This window comes from Flavobacterium sp. JP2137, from assembly GCF_050562195.1.
Taxonomy (GTDB): domain Bacteria; phylum Bacteroidota; class Bacteroidia; order Flavobacteriales; family Flavobacteriaceae; genus Flavobacterium.
In genome coordinates this window covers 1282945-1300638 of the sequence record NZ_CP191647.1, presented here as the reverse complement: position 1 = coordinate 1300638, position 17694 = coordinate 1282945, and the positions used below count along the sequence as shown (strand labels likewise).

At 42.5% G+C, this 17694-nt stretch carries 20 protein-coding genes; 8 read left to right on the top strand and 12 right to left on the bottom strand.

Translation table 11 applies throughout. The annotated features are described in order from the left end of the window. Window positions 1–23 precede the first annotated feature (23 nt). Together ACQZ43_RS05670 and ACQZ43_RS05665 are read right to left on the bottom strand one after the other, a co-directional pair. Entirely contained in the window at window positions 24–449 is a 426-nt protein-coding gene (locus ACQZ43_RS05670; RefSeq protein ID WP_430614990.1) for a hypothetical protein, read from the bottom strand. Window positions 450–459: 10 nt separating this feature from the next. Further along, a complete protein-coding gene (locus ACQZ43_RS05665) occupies window positions 460–1617 on the bottom strand; it encodes a hypothetical protein (protein ID WP_430614989.1) in 1158 nt (385 codons plus the stop codon). A gap of 539 nt (window positions 1618–2156) precedes the next feature. Here ACQZ43_RS05665 and rplM point away from each other — a divergent pair. The 5 genes from rplM to ACQZ43_RS05640 all read left to right on the top strand — a co-directional run bounded on the left by rplM (window position 2157) and on the right by ACQZ43_RS05640 (window position 6144). After that, window positions 2157–2612: a 50S ribosomal protein L13 gene (rplM, locus tag ACQZ43_RS05660; protein ID WP_430614988.1), complete on the top strand. Its 456-nt coding sequence runs from the start codon at window positions 2157–2159 to the stop codon at window positions 2610–2612. Continuing rightward, a complete protein-coding gene (gene rpsI / locus ACQZ43_RS05655; RefSeq protein WP_430614987.1) occupies window positions 2612–2998 on the top strand; it encodes a 30S ribosomal protein S9 in 387 nt (128 codons plus the stop codon). Before rplM ends, rpsI begins: the two co-directional genes overlap by 1 nt. A gap of 138 nt (window positions 2999–3136) precedes the next feature. Further along, window positions 3137–3895 (top strand): 30S ribosomal protein S2, encoded by a 759-nt coding sequence (gene rpsB, locus ACQZ43_RS05650; protein ID WP_430614986.1) that lies wholly within the window; start codon window positions 3137–3139, stop codon window positions 3893–3895. Between the two features lie 103 nt (window positions 3896–3998). Then, window positions 3999–4823 carry a translation elongation factor Ts gene (gene tsf, locus ACQZ43_RS05645; protein ID WP_430614985.1) on the top strand — a complete coding sequence of 275 codons (825 nt, stop codon included), beginning with the start codon at window positions 3999–4001 and terminating at the stop codon, window positions 4821–4823. A gap of 139 nt (window positions 4824–4962) precedes the next feature. Next, a complete protein-coding gene (locus ACQZ43_RS05640) occupies window positions 4963–6144 on the top strand; it encodes a dicarboxylate/amino acid:cation symporter (RefSeq protein WP_430614984.1) in 1182 nt (393 codons plus the stop codon). A 156-nt stretch (window positions 6145–6300) separates the two neighbouring features. Here the strand turns inward: ACQZ43_RS05640 and aat are convergent, their stop codons facing one another. Genes aat through ACQZ43_RS05625 form a run of 3 tightly spaced genes read right to left on the bottom strand, consistent with a single transcriptional unit; the run spans window position 6301 to window position 8293 of the window. Beyond that, on the bottom strand, window positions 6301–6957 hold the full coding sequence (gene aat, locus ACQZ43_RS05635) for a leucyl/phenylalanyl-tRNA--protein transferase (protein ID WP_430614983.1): 657 nt from the start codon (window positions 6955–6957) through the stop codon (window positions 6301–6303). Window positions 6958–7000: 43 nt separating this feature from the next. Then, complete coding sequence (locus ACQZ43_RS05630; protein WP_430614982.1) at window positions 7001–7378, bottom strand: DUF3127 domain-containing protein; 378 nt, start codon at window positions 7376–7378, stop codon at window positions 7001–7003. A 39-nt stretch (window positions 7379–7417) separates the two neighbouring features. Beyond that, window positions 7418–8293 carry a flavin reductase family protein gene (locus ACQZ43_RS05625; RefSeq protein WP_430614981.1) on the bottom strand — a complete coding sequence of 292 codons (876 nt, stop codon included), beginning with the start codon at window positions 8291–8293 and terminating at the stop codon, window positions 7418–7420. A 153-nt stretch (window positions 8294–8446) separates the two neighbouring features. On the opposite strand from ACQZ43_RS05625, the gene ACQZ43_RS05620 reads away from it, so the two are divergent. After that, entirely contained in the window at window positions 8447–9592 is a 1146-nt protein-coding gene (locus ACQZ43_RS05620; RefSeq protein WP_430614980.1) for a sensor histidine kinase, read from the top strand. A gap of 65 nt (window positions 9593–9657) precedes the next feature. Here the strand turns inward: ACQZ43_RS05620 and ACQZ43_RS05615 are convergent, their stop codons facing one another. Together ACQZ43_RS05615 and greA are read right to left on the bottom strand one after the other, a co-directional pair. Further along, window positions 9658–10044: an HIT family protein gene (locus ACQZ43_RS05615; protein WP_430614979.1), complete on the bottom strand. Its 387-nt coding sequence runs from the start codon at window positions 10042–10044 to the stop codon at window positions 9658–9660. 23 nt (window positions 10045–10067) lie between these two features. Next, window positions 10068–10544 (bottom strand): transcription elongation factor GreA, encoded by a 477-nt coding sequence (gene greA, locus ACQZ43_RS05610; protein WP_430614978.1) that lies wholly within the window; start codon window positions 10542–10544, stop codon window positions 10068–10070. Between the two features lie 151 nt (window positions 10545–10695). On the opposite strand from greA, the gene ACQZ43_RS05605 reads away from it, so the two are divergent. Next, a complete protein-coding gene (locus ACQZ43_RS05605) occupies window positions 10696–11118 on the top strand; it encodes a hypothetical protein (RefSeq protein ID WP_430614977.1) in 423 nt (140 codons plus the stop codon). Between the two features lie 48 nt (window positions 11119–11166). Here the strand turns inward: ACQZ43_RS05605 and ACQZ43_RS05600 are convergent, their stop codons facing one another. The 5 genes from ACQZ43_RS05600 to ACQZ43_RS05580 form a co-directional block, all read right to left on the bottom strand. After that, window positions 11167–13341, bottom strand: coding sequence for a TonB-dependent receptor (locus tag ACQZ43_RS05600; protein ID WP_430614976.1), 2175 nt, complete (start codon window positions 13339–13341; stop codon window positions 11167–11169). A 288-nt stretch (window positions 13342–13629) separates the two neighbouring features. Continuing rightward, window positions 13630–14034, bottom strand: a complete 405-nt coding sequence (gene arfB / locus ACQZ43_RS05595) for an alternative ribosome rescue aminoacyl-tRNA hydrolase ArfB (RefSeq protein ID WP_430614975.1) — start codon at window positions 14032–14034, stop codon at window positions 13630–13632. Then, window positions 14027–14662 carry a nicotinamide riboside transporter PnuC gene (pnuC, locus tag ACQZ43_RS05590; RefSeq protein ID WP_430614974.1) on the bottom strand — a complete coding sequence of 212 codons (636 nt, stop codon included), beginning with the start codon at window positions 14660–14662 and terminating at the stop codon, window positions 14027–14029. The genes arfB and pnuC overlap by 8 nt, the downstream gene beginning before the upstream one ends. 61 nt (window positions 14663–14723) lie before the next feature. Further along, window positions 14724–15416 carry a Bax inhibitor-1/YccA family protein gene (locus ACQZ43_RS05585; RefSeq protein WP_430614973.1) on the bottom strand — a complete coding sequence of 231 codons (693 nt, stop codon included), beginning with the start codon at window positions 15414–15416 and terminating at the stop codon, window positions 14724–14726. A gap of 75 nt (window positions 15417–15491) precedes the next feature. Further along, window positions 15492–16121 carry a 4'-phosphopantetheinyl transferase family protein gene (locus tag ACQZ43_RS05580; protein ID WP_430614972.1) on the bottom strand — a complete coding sequence of 210 codons (630 nt, stop codon included), beginning with the start codon at window positions 16119–16121 and terminating at the stop codon, window positions 15492–15494. Window positions 16122–16255: 134 nt separating this feature from the next. Here ACQZ43_RS05580 and ahcY point away from each other — a divergent pair, with 134 nt between their 5' ends. Beyond that, on the top strand, window positions 16256–17572 hold the full coding sequence (gene ahcY, locus ACQZ43_RS05575; RefSeq protein ID WP_430614971.1) for an adenosylhomocysteinase: 1317 nt from the start codon (window positions 16256–16258) through the stop codon (window positions 17570–17572). The last annotated feature ends 122 nt before the right edge of the window (window positions 17573–17694 follow it).

The window sequence follows — 17694 nt, the reverse complement described above, 5'->3', positions numbered from 1 at the left end:
TTTATTTAAACGACATCGGAACACTACTCGCCAAAAATATAATTGAATTGCCGCGCTATTTCGCGGGCATTGATTGTAATTACCGTGTCTATTTTATCTTTTTCCAGATAGATTACTTTGGTTTCATTAACAAAGGAATTTCCTTTGTTATACACTCGTGCAACATACACATTGTTCGCCGTTTTTACCGCCTGATTGAGCGCGCTAAGGTCAACTCTTGAACCGCTTGCATTGGCAATAATAATCGCATTGGGATCGTCGATGAATTGAGTGACAGCCTTGGCAAAATAAATGTTACAATTGGGACAACCCTCTTCGGTTAAAACCAATATTCGCTTGACTTCAACCCCCAACTCTATGTCGTATTCACGTTGCAGGGCAGCGGCTAGTTGTTCGTATTCCGATTGGGAAGTTCCGGAACAGCCGCAGAAAAAAAACAGCGCGACCATCGCCCCATATTTATATTTCAAAAAAGTCGTATTCCTTGACTCCAAAACCCGTATTCTCATCTTGCTTATTTTTTAAAAGATAAACGCCATCCTCAACAATAAGAGAGTTGTGCCATAAGTATTTGTTCTGATCGATAACCACTTCTCTTTCAAACTGCAGTCCTTCGTCAAATATCACTGCTTTAAAGGGTCGGTATTCTATCTCCGTATTCTTTGAAAAATCAATGGTTTGGATAAGCAGGTATTTTTTGCTTTTGGAACAATATCCAAAATCCCCCACTATACTCTTGTGTTGCAATTCAAAATTCAGCACTTTACTATCAAAATCTTGTGCCAAGGGAGCAGGCACCGCCACAGCACGGGCATCGTCGACTATCCGCAACTGTTCGAGCTGGTTTAAATCGGTTGGATCGACGCGCAACAAATAAGGGGAAAACGACGAAAAGACAAAAATGTGCTTGTTCTGATACGTGCTGTAACGCCCATCGATATAAGGGGCCACATTGTGATCGATGTTCCAATAAAAGTCGGGTAAACCATACACCGCCACGGGTGATGACGACAAGAAGTTTTCCACTTTGATCAAATGTGGTGCGCGTACCCAATGGGAATAAAAATAATACGAGTCCTCATACAGCGTTCTAGCCACCTTGCGACCCATCGAATCCGAGTGCTTGCGAACCCAATTGGGATGCAGGAGCACGCTTTTTCCATCCAGGACGAAATTTCCCGAACCGGAAGTACTGAAATAATACACCTGCCCCGTTCCTTCGCAAAATTGACTCAAATCTAAACGGTGCCAAACAGTGCCACTTTTATCTATGGCGCACAACTGATTGCCACGCTCATTAATCAAGATTATAGAGTCCATAGAAATTACCGACAATCCATCGATTTGCCGCAATTCCAATATACCCTTAGAAAGGCTGATGGTATCGGTTAACTCACCATGCGCATTAAAAAACTTAATCACTTTATCCGTGATAGGATCGGCAAAATACAATAAAGTCTCTTTGCTTTTCCGATCGTATAAATGACCCCGAAACTTCCCTTTACTCACAAAGCCGATATCCAACACTACCGATCGTGAAGCCTTCCATTCTTCCTTGGGTTTTCCGCAGCTCATCATCAAGACAACAAGCATGGAAAGCGCTATATTTTTAAACATAAAACCACTTATTTACGACCTTATTTCGCTTTTATACAGCCACGACACCACACTTCAAAAGCCCAACGCTTCAAAATACAGAACCTAACACACTATATAAGAACAAGATAAGAAAACAATTAAGGAGGAAAAGTTAAAAAAACAACTTTAACTCAGCGGATACATTTTCAAAAAATAAACAACTACCGCCACGAGCAAAAACAATTAATCCCAAATACGCTCCATATCTCCAACAAATTAACACCGAACAGCTATGGGGATTTAAAGAGGTCTTACAGCAACAATCGCCAAGGGGAACCGAGAGATCAACAACTCTGAGATTTCGCACTAAAAGGGCTCGTAATTCCAGAAAAAAAATCAAAAAGGCCAAACGGTTTTACGGTAGAATGCGGACAAGAAAAGCGATTAAGGCTTTCATTTTCAATAAACTGATCAATATAGGGTCAAAAAATAAACAGTTGTATTGTATAATAAATAAATAGTTGTACTTTTGCACTCCCTTTATTGGGAATGGAATGTTTAATTAAAATAATTTATTTGTGAACAATTTAAGCTACAAGACAGTATCGGCAAACAAAGCTACTACTCAAAAAGAGTGGATCATTGTAGATGCTGAAGGTCACAACTTAGGTCGTTTTGCTTCAAAAGTAGCGATGCTATTGAGAGGTAAATACAAGCCAAGTTTTACACCACACGTGGACTGTGGAGATAACGTGATCGTTATCAACGCGGAAAAAATCAATTTGACTGGAAACAAATTGGAAGAAAAACAATACATCCGTCACACGGGCTATCCAGGTGGACAAAGAGTATTGACAGCTAAGGTAATGCAACAAAAGAACCCTGCATTATTGGTTGAAAAAGCAATCAAAGGAATGTTGCCTAAGAACAAATTAGGAGCACAATTATTCCGTAATTTAGACGTAAATGTAGGTAGTGCACACAAACACGATGCGCAACAACCTAAAACCGTTAATTTAAACGATCTTAAGTAATGGGAGTTATTCACAAAATCGGTAGAAGAAAAACCGCTGTTGCTCGTGTTTATGTTTCAGAAGGAACAGGAAAAATCACGGTAAACAAAAAAGAATTTACAACTTACTTTCCAACAGCAACCTTACAATACAAAGTAATGCAACCGATGTCTTTGACAGAGAATGCAGAGAACTTTGATGTAAAAGTAAATGTTTACGGAGGAGGAACTACTGGTCAAGCAGAAGCTGTACGTATGGCAATTGCAAGAGCTATGTGTGAAGTTGATGTAGAAAACCGCTCAATTTTAAAACCAGAAGGTTTATTGACTCGTGATTCAAGAATGGTTGAACGTAAGAAATTCGGTCAGAAAAAAGCACGTAAGAAATTCCAGTTCTCTAAACGTTAATTTTTATTTATTATTAAAAAATCTAAGTTTTTGTTGCTCTCCTGCTGCGGTAGGAATTAGTTTAGCATCTAAATGGTTCAGACCGAGACACTCGCTACCGAATCATTGCTAATACACAAGAACGTAAACTATTACAAAATGGCAAACAAAGTAGAAGTTAAAGAATTACTAGAGGCAGGTGTTCATTTCGGACACATGACTAGAAAGTGGGATCCAAACATGGCTCCTTACATCTATATGGAGCGTAATGGTATTCACATTATCAATCTATATAAAACCGCTGCAAAAATCGAAGAAGCTAATGAAGCTTTGAAAAAGATTGTAGCATCAGGTAGAAAAATACTATTCGTAGCTACCAAAAAACAAGCAAAAGACATCGTAGCTGAAAAAGCAGCTGCAGCAAACATGCCTTTCATCACAGAAAGATGGCCAGGTGGTATGTTGACGAACTTTGTTACTATCCGTAAAGCCGTTAAGAAAATGGCTTCTATCGACAGAATGAAGAAAGACGGTACGTTTTTAACTCTTTCTAAGAAAGAGCGCTTACAAGTTGACCGTTTACGTGCGAAATTAGAGAAGAACTTAGGTTCCATCGCTGACATGACTCGTCTACCAGCAGCTCTTTTCGTTGTAGATATCAAAGCTGAACACATCGCAATTAAAGAAGCTCAGAAATTAAACATTCCAATTTTCGCTATGGTTGATACCAACTCTGACCCCCGTCAAGTTGATTATGTAATCCCAGCAAATGATGATGCTTCTAAATCAATCGATAAAATTTTATCTTTAGTAACGAATGCAATTATTGAAGGTCATTCTGAAAGAAAAACAGAAAAAGACGATCAACCAGTTGTAGCGGCTCCAGCTCCAGAAGTAGCTAATTCTACTGAAGAATAATAATTTAACAGTATCATAAAGTCGTTATGCTGATGGATGTATACTTTTGTAGACAACTTAGCATAACGACTTTTTTTATTAACACATAACACAAGACTTTAAAATGGCAAATATTACTGCTGCAGATGTAAACAAGCTGAGACAAATTACGGGTGCCGGAATGATGGACTGTAAAAAAGCGTTAGTTGAAGCTGACGGAGATTTCGATTTAGCAATTGAAAACCTACGTAAAAAAGGACAAAAAGTTGCTGCAAACAGAGCGGATAGAGAATCTACAGAAGGGGCTTCTATCGCTATTGTCAATGCAGATAAAACGGCGGGTGTTGTTATCACTTTAGGTTGTGAGACTGATTTCGTTGGAAAAAACGAAGGTTTCGTAAAATTGGCTACAGACTTAGCAAACCACGCTTTGGCTTTCCACAGCAAAGAAGACTTTTTGGCTTCTGACTTTGGAGGTATGACTGTTGCTGAAAAATTAATTGAGCAAACTGGAGTTATCGGAGAGAAAATTGAAATTACTGTATTCGAAAGATTAGAAGGTACTTTCGTTGGATCTTACATCCACGCTGGAAATAAAATCGCTACTATCGTATCGCTTTCTGCCAATGTAGAAGGTGCTGAGGAAGCTGCGAGAAACGTTGCTATGCAAGCTGCTGCGATGAACCCAATCGCTTTAAACGAAGCTGGTGTTGATCAAGCAATCATCGACAAAGAAATCGAAATTGCCAAAGAGCAATTGAGAGCAGAAGGAAAACCGGAAGCGATGTTGGAAAACATCTCTAAAGGAAAAATCCAACGTTTCTACAAAGACAATACTTTGGTTAACCAAGACTATATCAAAGACGGCTCTATGAGCGTTGCTGCTTATATCAAAACGGTTGATCCTACTCTTGTTATCACAGGATTCAAAAGAGCTGCTTTAGGATAATTCATCCTCAAGTATCCCATCAAAGCCCCTAATCTTGTGATTAGGGGCTTTTTTTGTCCCGCTCATTTCCAAATAGCCGGCGGCAAAACCCGCTGCTTATTCTAAAAAGGTTTATTTTTACCCAAACTATACGTCTCCAATGAAAAACTTGCACAAAAACATCCTGTTCCAAATTATTATCGCCATTGTACTCGGAATTGTCCTGGGACAATTTGCTTCCGAAGGCATAGGTCGTGTTTTTGCGAGCTTTAACGCTATTTTTAGCTCATTTCTGTCGTTTTCTATCCCCTTGATCATCCTTGGACTCGTAGTGCCTGCAATCGGCAAACTGGGCAAGGGAGCGGGAAGCCTATTGGTCCTAACCGTAGCCATCGCTTATGGCTCGACGCTTTTCGCGGGCTTCTCGACCTACTTTGCCAGTATCTACATTTTCCCCGAACTGTTGGCCACCCAAACACATCAACTCGATGTGGCCGATAAAATTTCCGACTTAATCCCCTACTTCTCCATAGAATTCACTCCCCTTATGGACGTGATGAGTGCTTTGGTACTCGCCTTTATCATCGGCATCGGTATTTCCAAGTTAAATAACTCCACCTTAGAGCAGGCATTTGACGACTTTTTAGCGATCATTACCCAGGTTATCAACAAGGTCATCATCCCCTTACTACCGCTATTCATTTTTGGAATCTTTTTAAACATGTCTTATACCGGACAGGTATTTTCAATCATACAGGTGTTTGTCAAAATCATCGGCGTGATCTTTGCCCTACACATTTTATTGCTATTGATCCAATTTTCTATAGCCGGTATCATCGCTAAAAAAAATCCTTTTAAACTATTAATCACCATGATGCCCGCATATTTTACGGCATTGGGAACCCAGTCGTCTGCCGCCACGATTCCGATTACCTTACAACAAACCCTTAAAAACGGCGTATCTGAAAAAATAGCCGGCTTCGTTATTCCCTTAGCCGCAAACATACATTTAGCAGGAAGCACACTAAAAATTGTTGCCTGTGCTATTGCCTTGATGTTGCTTCAAGGACAACCTATAGAATTTGGCGCATTTGCCGGATTTATCTGTATGTTGGGAATCGCTATGGTAGCTGCACCAGGTGTACCTGGAGGAGCTATTATGGCCGCCATCGGTATCATAGCAAAAATGCTCGGATTCGACGCCGAGAGTCAAGCCTTGATGATTTCCCTATACATCGCTATGGACAGCTTTGGAACGGCTTGCAACGTTACCGGCGACGGCGCTATAGCCGTAGTGGTTGACGCTTTGACGAAAAAGAAAATGACCGCAACGGACGCTTAACTGTTCTTTAAAAAACGGAGGAAAAACAAACAAAAGTAAAACTGCCTTGTAACTGCTTGGTAAACGGTGGTGCAATAGGGATGGAAATGACATCCTTTTTGTGAAGCGAAGCGCAACAAAAAGATAAAATGGACAGCCCGGCCCGAAGGGATTGCCCTAGAGAGATTGAGCCCTTTCGCTGTTGTTGAGTATGCGCATAAATTCCGATCGCGGAATTTCGCGCGCACCGAGACTGTCTAAATGGTCGTTATAAACCTGACAATCGAGAAGTTGGTAATTCTTTTGTCGCAGTTCGTGAACCAAGGCGATGAATGCGACCTTGCTCGCATTGGAGACCAGGGAGAACATGCTCTCGCCACAGAAGAGCTGTCCGAGATCCACGCCGTATAATCCGCCGACCAATTGCTCGTTTTGCCATACCTCTACCGACATGGCTCGCTTTTGCCGATGCAATTCGCAGTAGGCTTCTATCATGTCGTCGGTGATCCAAGTGCCGTTTTGCCCTTGTCGCTTCACGCCTTGACAGTGGTTGATTACCTTTTCGAATTCGCGATTAAACGTGACCTTAAACGCCCCTCGATTTAAGATATTGCGCATGCTTTTGGACACTTTGAGTTCGTCTAAAAACAAAACCATTCGCGGATCGGGTGCCCACCAAGTGATCGGTTCCCCATCTTCGAACCAGGGAAAGATCCCCGATTGGTAAGCCAACAATAACCGCTGCGGAGACAAGTCGCCCCCCAGCGCCAAAATGCCCGATTCGTGTGTCTGGGACAGCTCGGGAAAATACAGGGACTCGGTCAATACGTACATAGACAAAAAAAAATCCCGAACCTAAGCTCGGGATTGCTATTTTTTAGAAGGGTAAATCGTCGTGTTCTTCTTCGTTGAATTTCGGAGCCGATTCAAATTGTTCTGTCGGCATCGATGGCGGTGTAGCCATACCTGCTGGTTGCTCTGCTACCGCTTTTTCAATTCTCCATCCTTGGATTGAGTTAAAATACTTGGTTTCCCCCTGTGGGTTAACCCACTCTCTACCTCTTAGGTTAATCGATACTTTTACGGGTTCTCCTACTTGGAATGCATTTAATAAATCACAACGGTCTTGAGTAAACTCAATCATGATATGTTGTGGATATTGTTCGTCTGTGGTTACTACCAACTCTCTCTTCTTAAAAGACTGACTCACTTGCTGTGGTTGGTTGATTACTTTAATTCTTCCTAAAACTTCCATCGTATTAAATTTTATCGCGTTATATTGATTTGCAGAAAACTAGTTTTGAGCTAAAATAGTTTTCCACGCCAAAGTTACATTATTTTCCCTTAAATATTCTTTTGCTTTTTCCATTTTCTTGTTTTGGTCTCCCTGGGCCAACAACTGTTGGAGTTCGGCATTTTCCAAAACAAAATCACGTACCGATTCCGGAGACGGCAGTTGCTCCACATTGCCGAGTACTCCCAAATCGTTACCGTTAAAAATCGGGTTGTTTACCACGCTCTCGGGAATGGCGTCTACGCCAATACCCAAGGTAGTCAACGGTTTTTCCACTTCAAACAGGCCGTCATTGGCACGGCTGTACCAATTTCCTCCCATACGGGCTACCAGATCCATCTTTGCTTGATCAATGGTCCCTTGTTCGTTTAAAACAGCCTCATTGATATGTATTTTAACCACTTCGCAAATCACTAGATTCCCCGCTCCTCCTTGGTCGCCCAATCCGATCACTTCATTGACTACGCACTCGAACTGCACCGGGCTTTCGGCCACTCTAAAGGGCTGTACCACGTCGGATTTCAACATGGTAAATCCGGCTTTTTCAAATTCGTTAACCCCGTCGCTGTACTCGGTACTGCTGAGCGAAGTTTGCTGTACCATGGCATAATTGACCACGTTAATCACCACTTGCTGCGTGGCTTGCACGTTGAACAAGGTGTGTTTAAGGGTGTTGTCACGTACACGTCGCGAAGGTGAAAACACTAAAATGGGCGGATTGGCACTAAACAAATTAAAAAAGCTAAAGGGCGAAAGATTGGGATTTCCATCGGCATCTACCGTACTGGCTAAGGCGATGGGGCGGGGCCCTATAGCGCTTTGCAAATACCCTTGCAATTGAACCGTGGCAATATCTTTTGGGTCTATAGTTTTCATGAATGGGACTTTATATTTTGGCATTTTACAATAGGTAAAAATAGCAAAAAGCTTTTACAATCCCATTGAAATGCTTAACTTTTAGCAAGCCAACAAAAAGATTCGTCTAAAAAGCAGTTAATTTTCACTACTTTTAAACTCAAATTGACTGTTATGTTTTTTACACCCAAAAACAACACCTGGCGCTGGCTAATCATCTTGACGGCCTTTGCCGCATTGGTACTCATCCTATGGAACACCTATACCTTTTTTCAGACTTTTAAAAATGAAGAGCGCTTAAAAATGGAGATTTGGGCTGCGGCATCGCAAACGCTCAACAAGGCCGACTTAAACGATACCGACCTGGGGCTGCCGCTTCAAATATTGAACACGAACAACACCATTCCCATCATACAAACCACCGATCGCGACAGCATTATCAACATGGTCAATGTGGACGAGCAAATTTCTAAAAATCCGCAGAAGGCCATGGTCTTCTTAAAAAAGTTGCAATCTCAGAATGCGCCTATAGTCATAAAATTCGACCATACCACCCAATACCTCTATTACGGCAACTCCTCTTTGCTGATGAAGTTAAAGTATTATCCCGGTGCCCTGGTACTGATTTTTTTGTTTTTTTCCGCCATGATTTTCAGCTTCTACCGCGCGAGTAAAATGGCCACACAAAATCGCTTATGGGCGGGAATGGCCAAGGAAACGGCCCATCAAATTGGCACGCCCCTATCGTCCTTACTGGGATGGGTAGAAATCATGCGCCTCGACAATGTCAACGAGGAAACCGTGGTGGAAATCGAAAAGGACGTCAACCGCCTGCAAACCATAGCCGAGCGCTTTTCCAAAATTGGCTCGGAACCGGTATTGGAAAACTGCGACGTGGTACAAGAAACACAAAAAGCTTTTGAATACCTGCGCTCTCGCGTATCCAAGCAAATCAACTTTAGCTTTACAGCGCCTTCCTACCCGTTGATCATTCCGATGAATCCAATTTTGCACAGCTGGACCATAGAAAACCTGATTAAAAATGCCATCGACGCCATGAAGGGAAAAGGCTCCATAGACATCTGTATAGACGACAACGAAAAGGGGATTCGCATACAGGTTAAAGACAGCGGTAAGGGCATGGCCAAAAAGGAGTTTAAACGCATTTTTGAACCGGGATATACCACCAAAAAAAGGGGATGGGGATTGGGCTTGTCGCTGACCAAGCGCATCGTGGAGTCGTATCACAACGGCACGATAAAGGTCACGCAGTCCGAATTGGGAAAGGGAACCACCTTTTGCATCGTGTTTAAAAAATAAAAAAACCGCAAATAATTCTCAACTATTTGCGGTTCTAAGCAGGAACTTTAGCGTTCAAACTTTTTTTACATATTTTGGTGTATAGCCTTAGCTAAGGCTTCAAATTCTGTTTCCGATAAAGATGTTTTTCTAACAAAGCGCATGTCTTCCATGTCTTGCAAGGGGATTAAGTGCACGTGAACGTGGGGAACTTCTAGTCCAACCACAGCCATACCAATGCGCTTACAGGGAACGGTGCGCTCCAAGGCTTTGGCCACTTTTCGAGAAAATCGCATCAATTCAAGATAAGCCGCTTCATCCATATCAAAAATCTTGTTGATTTCTCTTTTGGGAATACAAAGCGTATGTCCTTTAGCGTTGGGATTAATATCCAAAAAGGCTAAAAAATTATCGTCTTCTGCTACTTTATAAGCCGGTATTTCTCCGTTGATGATTTTGGTGAATATAGACATGGTTCTTGAATTTTAAAAATGGATTAATCTCTGCTGATTTCGAGTACTTCGAAATTCATAATTCCGTTGGGCACTTGAATTTCGGCAATTTCTCCGACTGTTTTCCCCAACAAACCTCTTCCTATAGGTGAAGTTACGGAAATTTTTCCAGCTTTCAAATCCGCTTCGCTTTCCGCTACCAAAGTATAGGTCATTTCCATGCCGTTTAATTGATTTTTAATCTTAACGGTAGAAAGCACCAAAGCCTTAGTAACATCCAATTGCGACTCATCGATCAGGCGTGCATTGGCATTAACCTCTTCCAACTTGGAAATTTTAAGCTCTAATAAACCCTGCGCTTCTTTTGCTGCATCATACTCCGCATTCTCCGATAAATCTCCTTTGTCTCTGGCATCCGCAATTGCTTGCGACGCTTTTGGACGCTCCACACTTTTTAACTGCTCAATCTCATCTCTTAGTTTTTTCAAACCCTCGGCAGTATAATACGAAATTTTACTCATAATTTACATGGTTTATAAAATAGAAAAAATCCCATCGAAACGGGATTTCTTTCTATGAAGATATTATTAAATCGATATTTTTAATTATTTACTAACGGTATCATTTTTGTCAAAGTTAAATAATTAAATTTGTTTTCCAAATTCTTTAATCATGAAAAAGCTTTTTCTATTGTTTATTATTACTATTTCATTTTTAGGCTGTTCCAAAGATAGTTATAGTAATCGAAATCCGTATTTGCCCGATTATTCGTTTTCGATCAACCTGAATTTAAACCTGCCTCAGTACAGCAACTTGAGACATCCGTCCACGGCTGTTCGCGTTTTTGGAGAGGGCTTGGGTACGCGCGGCTTAATCGTTTTTAATACCGGTAGTGGCTATAGAGCTTATGATGTGAGCTGTCCCAATCACGAATTCAGAGACTGTTCGACCCTGGAACTCGTCGGTGTTTCTGCCGAGTGCAGCTGCGATGGATTAAAGTTCTTGCTCTTTACCGGGCTTTCCGAAGCTGCCGATTACCCGCTAAAACAATACCGCATAGACATCATGGGCGACGTGTTAAAAGTATATAACTAAGAAAAACGGAGGCTTTAGGGCCTCCGTTTTTACACTTGTTTTAGGTGTTTAAAACTTCAAGGTCACCCCTCCCAATATATTAAAAGTGGCTTGTGGATAATATCCGGCCCCTTCTACGGTGCTTATCGCGCCTTGATCCACTTCATCATAGGTGTAGTAAAACCCGTTGGACAGGTATTTGACATCAAAGATGTTGTTGGCCAATACAGACAGGCCGATGGACTCAAACCACCCTTTAATCGGGAATTCGTAGTTGACACTGAGGTCGTTGACAAAATAGGCGTCTAATTTCGATTTTTGCATATCGACATTCCCCATGTACTGCTCGCCGACAAATTTGGTTAACCACGAGATATTCAAGCCTTTTACCGGTATATAAGTCAAGGCATTTGAGGCGATAAAATTTGGTGAAAAGGCGATATTGGTATTGCCCAAATTCACCAGTTCCCCATTCCATTCGGTGTGGAAATCGACGTTTTTATTGTTGCTCACAGTGATGCTCGGACTCCAGTACACCTGCTCTAGGAGGCGCACCGTCGCTTCTACTTCCAAGCCCAGGCGGTAGCTATCGCCGCTGTTTTCGCGTATGGCCGCCCCCACATCATTGAGGGCTCCGGTCAATACCAACTGGTCTTTATAGCGCATATAGTACGCATTGACATTGATCGATGCGTTGGGCGAATGAAAGCGCCATCCCAATTCAAAATCATTTAGCTTTTCCGGCTTGGGGCTACCGTCTTTGTAGTCGTTTCTGTTGGGCTCTCTGTTGGCTCTGGCATAGGAAAAATACCACTGATTTTGCGCGTTGGCCTGAAAGGTAATTCCCGCTTTGGGGTTGAAAAAATCGAAGGTATCGTTGACGTTGCCCGTTTCTAAACCGTTTGCTTTATAGTGCACGCTACGGAATTGCAGATCGCCGTACAAACTCCATTTCGAGGCGAATTGATAGGTGGCTTTGGCATAGGTATTTACATCGGTTTTCAAGGCGTCGTCGTCGTAGTATTTCTGCTTGTATTCATAGGCTACGGGCTCTTTGACCCACAGTATATTCCCAAAGTGACTGCCCTCGTATTTGTTGGCGGCTCCACCGATGACAACGTCTAAGTTGGTCGCTTTGTAATGGGCAGAAAACGTAAAGCCATAAAAGTCGTTGTCCAACCACTTTTGGCGTACCACATCGGATTTTTTAACCTCTTTGCCATTGACTACGATGGGATCCAATCCGTATTCTGCCAATTTGCTTTGGACTTTATAGTTTTCATAATACCCCTTTCCCATGGTGTAGTGCAACGCGGCATTGGTGCTCCACTTGGAAGACCAGCGCTCGTTCCAGTGCAATTGGAAGTGATCTTGCTTGTAGTTGTCGGTTTCGTCGTCGTAAAACTTCCTGTTGCCCGCCTGGTCGTAATACACCCCAGAGGTGTTAAAACGGCGGTTATGCGCCAATAATTCAGGATCTTCCAGTCCGTTCCACGCCTGATAGGTCTTTTGATCACCGCCGAAGGCCAAGGCCTTGATCAAGGTGGTTTTGCCCAGATAAGTTCCCTGTAAAAAGTACGATTTCATATCGGAGGTGGCTCTGTCTATATAACCATCGGAATGGATATTGGACAAACGTCCGGCGATTTCAAAGTGATCGTTCATCAGACCCGTACTAAATTTTACGGTGTGTTTTCGCGTATTATAGCTCCCGAAAGCATTGGAAATTTCGCCGTTGCTCTTGGTGGAATACGAATCGGTAAGCAGGTTTAAACTCGCACCGAAGGCTGCGGAACCGTTTGTGGAAGTTCCCACACCGCGCTGCAACTGAATGTTTTGAACCGAGGAGGCGAAATCGGGCATATTTACCCAAAAACTCCCCTGAGATTCGCCGTCGTTGTACGGAATTCCATTGAGGGTCACATTGACGCGAGTCGCGTCACTCCCCCTCACTCGAATACTGGAATAACCCACACCGTTGCCCGCATCGGTCGTCATGACTACCGAGGGCATAAAATTCATCAAGGACGGAATATCCTGCCCGAGATTTCTCTTGGCCAATTCTGCCTTGTTCAAATTGCTGTAAGCGATGGGTGCTTTGTCGTTCACGCGAATGGAAGCGACTAAAATTTCGTCTAAAGCCGTAACTTTAGTGGAATCGGCCGATACTTTGTCTTGCGCGATTCCGGAGATCGACGCCAATAGTGCCAGCGAAAAGAATGGATAAAAACGTTTTGTTTTCATTCGTAAAAAAAGTTTTTACAAATAAAAGGGGCAATTATTTATTATTAATAATTACACATGGTATTCCGCGAGTGCCACAGTACGCAGCACTCTTTTTCCCTTGGCAGCATTACCCGCCCAGGTTCTATGGGTATAATCTCAGCCATTACTGGCACCCCTTTGAGACGCAGCAAAAGTATTGGTTATATTCTAAATCGCAAAGAATTTACCCCAAAGAATTTTGAATTTTATCCGCGTTAAAAAGAACGGATATTTTACTGGGGGCGCTTCGTCTTGTATTCCACGGAATCAATCGACATCGGGTCGCCTGCGCATGGCCTTTTTAAGCGACAATTGCTGTTTGTTGTCCTTGCGTTTTCTGATGACCGACCGGGACACCCGAGTGGCTTTACGCGGTTTTTTCTCGACCAAAGCAGCCGTGAGTATCGCGTAAAATCGGCTGATTGCCCCTTCTTTATTTTGAATTTGACTCCGGGTGGCATCGCATTCCAATTGCAGGATCGATTCCTTGGAGAGCCTGTTACTCAACTCCACGGTTAACCGCGCGACTTCCTCTTCTGAAAAGGCCTGCGTTTTAGACAAATCCCAGCTCAACACCACCTTAGAGGATACTTTGTTTACGTGTTGTCCGCCTGCTCCACCGCTTCTAACGGCTTTAAACTGCAGCTCTGCCGCCAATTTTTCCTTATTCACTGCTGATGTTTTTAAGTTTTTCTCGCTCTAAAATGCGGCGCCAATCCAAATAAGCCTTGATGGCCAATGCGGTAAATATAACGAATTGTAGCGAAAGGATTCCCAGTCCCCTATAGGCGTAGAGCGGAATGGAAATCAAATCGCCTATAATCCACAAGGTCCAATTCTCAATTTTCTTTAAGGCCATAAAGTACATACCCGTAAAAAAGATACCGGAAGTAAAGATGTCGATGTAGTTTTCCGGGTGAATATCGTAATCAAATACCCGATATACCCCGTAGACCACCAATAGCGTAACACCGAAAATCAGCAGTCCTATTTTCTTTTCCCGCGCGTTGGTGCGGGATATTTTTAAGGGCTGCTTGTTCGAATCGACCTTAGACCAATTGTACCAACCGTAAATACTCATCACCGAATAATAGGCATTCAACACCACTTCGCCGAGATAACTCGCCAGAAATAGTAAATAAACGGCAATTACCGTGGCTACCAGCCCAGTTGGATACACCATTATATTTTCTTTACTGGCATACCACACGCTCAGTATACCAAAGAAAAAGACCACAAACTCCAGTCCGATTTGCGTCCAGGAAGTGTCTTTATAGGCGTCAAAAAAAAAGTCAATCATGATTGTTTACAATAAAAAACCGCATTCGAAAATACGGTTCATAGATTTTTAAAATACGTTATTAGCTCCTGCTCATCAGCAATCTCAAAATATACCAAAACAACAACATCAACGAGGCGAATAGCGATAAAGCCGCCGGCACATATTGATCGGTTGCATATTCGTTTTTGATCGTATAGGTGGAGTAAAGAATCGATCCAGAAGCCAAAAGGATCATCGCTGCTGAAAACCACAATCCCAAATCAAATCCGAAAATCAGTCCCGCCACAATGACGCCCATGGCTACAAAAAAGCCCACAGTCAACAGAGACCTCAAAAAGGAGAAATCCGTTTTGGTTAAAAAGACTACAGCAGTCAATCCCACAAACAAGCCGCCTGTCAATATAGCTGCCTGATTGATCAGACTCATATTACCTCCCGCGAAATAGATGGCCACATATATCAAGGGCACAAACAACAAAGCTTGTGCTAATACATATAAGCCAAATCCGAGATACTGCTGCGTTGGACTAACCGTGTTATAAGTCATTTTTTGAGCCACCCAGGTAATGGCCATAAAGCCCCCTAAAAGCAGCAACCACAGATAACCCTGTGTCATACTAAGCATAAATTCCACCAAGGGATCGACTTTTAACAAAAGGCTTTCCAAAGCAATAAAAGCCAAGACCCCCAAGGCGAGATGCGTATAAGTTTTTCGATAAAATGCCGCTCTCTCCGTATCAGAAGCGTGAGCGACGAGAATATTTGTTCCCATATTTTACTATTTTAACGTTCTACTAAGCGAATATACTAATAAATGTTTTTGATTAAAACGGGTTTTTTCGATTAATTACAGCAAGGTATAGACCAGCATAAAATTATCGATTTCCAAGAAATAGAAACAAAAAGACTTCGAGAAAGTTTCCGACCTCACTTCACATTTACCCGACGTTCCGTTCAGATCAAAGGCTTCGACATTCATGTGGTCTTTAAAACTCAGACTTCTGGAATTACACATTTTATACATGGCTTCTTTGGCTCCCCAAATAACAGTGAGTTGTTTAACTTTTAGATCTAGAGGCACTGCCAACAAAGCCTGTTCTTTTTCATTAGTAAATTTGTCGGCTATTCGAATGATTTTTTCCCTTTGCATTTCGATGTCAATGCCGACATTTTTTGTGCTGATCACTATGCCGGAATAGGAAAAAGAGTGGGTAATAGAAATGTGCTTACCGTCGCTCAGGCTGGGTTTTCCGCAGTCATCATAACGCAAATCCAAGTCGGTATAGCCCGCGTGCTGCAGCAAATGGCGGATGCTCAAAAAGCCGCATCGATGGCTGAGCGATTTCATATTGGCGAGTCTCTCGCTGCTGGCATCGCGCAGGGTCACACCCTGCAACAGGGTGTCGAAATCTTCGGTTATTTTCCAGATAAGTACCTGAGTACTCGCATCGACGGCAATAATTTTTTCTAATGGCATCTGAGTGATTTTAAAATGGCAACTTGGCATACAGCCCAAAATGCGTTAACGTTGAATTAAGATTCGCCCTTCTCTTTTTAAAAAGGAATTCCGTAACTTTGTATAAAAATTTTGTAAATACAAATATACAACAGATGAGCACAAAAATACCGCCGTTTGTGGCATACAAAGTAAAAGACATTTCTTTGGCTTCTTGGGGAAGAAAAGAAATTGAATTGGCCGAGGCAGAGATGCCCGGACTAATGGCTCTTAGACAAGAATACCACAACGAACAACCGTTAAAAGGAGCAAGAATTGCGGGTTGTTTACACATGACTATTCAAACTGCTGTTTTAATCGAAACTTTAGTAGCTCTAGGTGCCGAAGTAACTTGGAGTTCTTGTAATATATTCTCCACTCAAGATCAGGCAGCCGCGGCTATCGCTGAGGCGGGCATTCAGGTTTACGCTTGGAAAGGTCTAAACGAAGTTGATTTTGACTGGTGTATCGAGCAAACCCTTTTCTTTGGAGAGGACCGCAAGCCGTTGAACATGATTTTGGACGATGGTGGCGATTTGACCAATATGGTCATCGATCGTTATCCCGAACTGGTTGCTGGTATTAAAGGGCTTTCGGAAGAAACCACTACCGGTGTTCACCGTTTGTACGAAAGGGTTAAAAACGGCACTTTACCGATGCCGGCGATCAACGTAAACGACTCGGTGACCAAATCCAAGTTCGACAACAAATACGGCTGTAAGGAATCGGCTGTAGATGCGATTCGTCGTGCAACGGATTTGATGTTAGCAGGAAAACGCGTTGTGGTTTGCGGATATGGCGATGTGGGTAAAGGTACTGCAGCCTCGTTCCGCGGAGCGGGTTCTATAGTAACCATTACGGAAATCGACCCCATCTGTGCGCTACAAGCGGCGATGGATGGTTTTGAAGTAAAAAAACTAGACAACGTGATTGCCAATGCAGACATCGTGATCACGACTACCGGAAACAAAGACATCGTAGTAGGACGTCATTTTGAAAAGATGAAAGACAAAACCGTAGTGTGTAATATCGGGCATTTCGACAACGAAATCGACATCGCTTGGTTAAACGCCAATCACGGGGCTTCTAAAGTGGAAATCAAGCCACAGGTGGACAAATATACCATTAACGGTACCGATGTCATCATTTTGGCAGAAGGTCGCTTAGTAAACCTAGGTTGCGCTACAGGACACCCTTCATTCGTGATGTCCAACTCCTTTACCAACCAAACTTTGGCTCAAATTGAATTGTGGAAAAACAGTGCGGATTACGAAAACGACGTGTATATGCTTCCCAAGCATTTGGATGAGAAAGTGGCTCGTTTGCACCTGAGTAAAATCGGTGTGGAATTGGATGTATTATCCGACGACCAAGCCGCTTATATCGGTGTAACTCCAGAAGGACCGTATAAACCGGAATACTACAGATACTAGTAACTATACGAATAATAGTAAGGGGCTATCTCAAAAGGACAGCCCCTTTATTTTTTAAAATATATTTATAAAATAAGGAATTGATTCGCCTCGGATAATTGCTGAGACAATCCGTTTTTAAG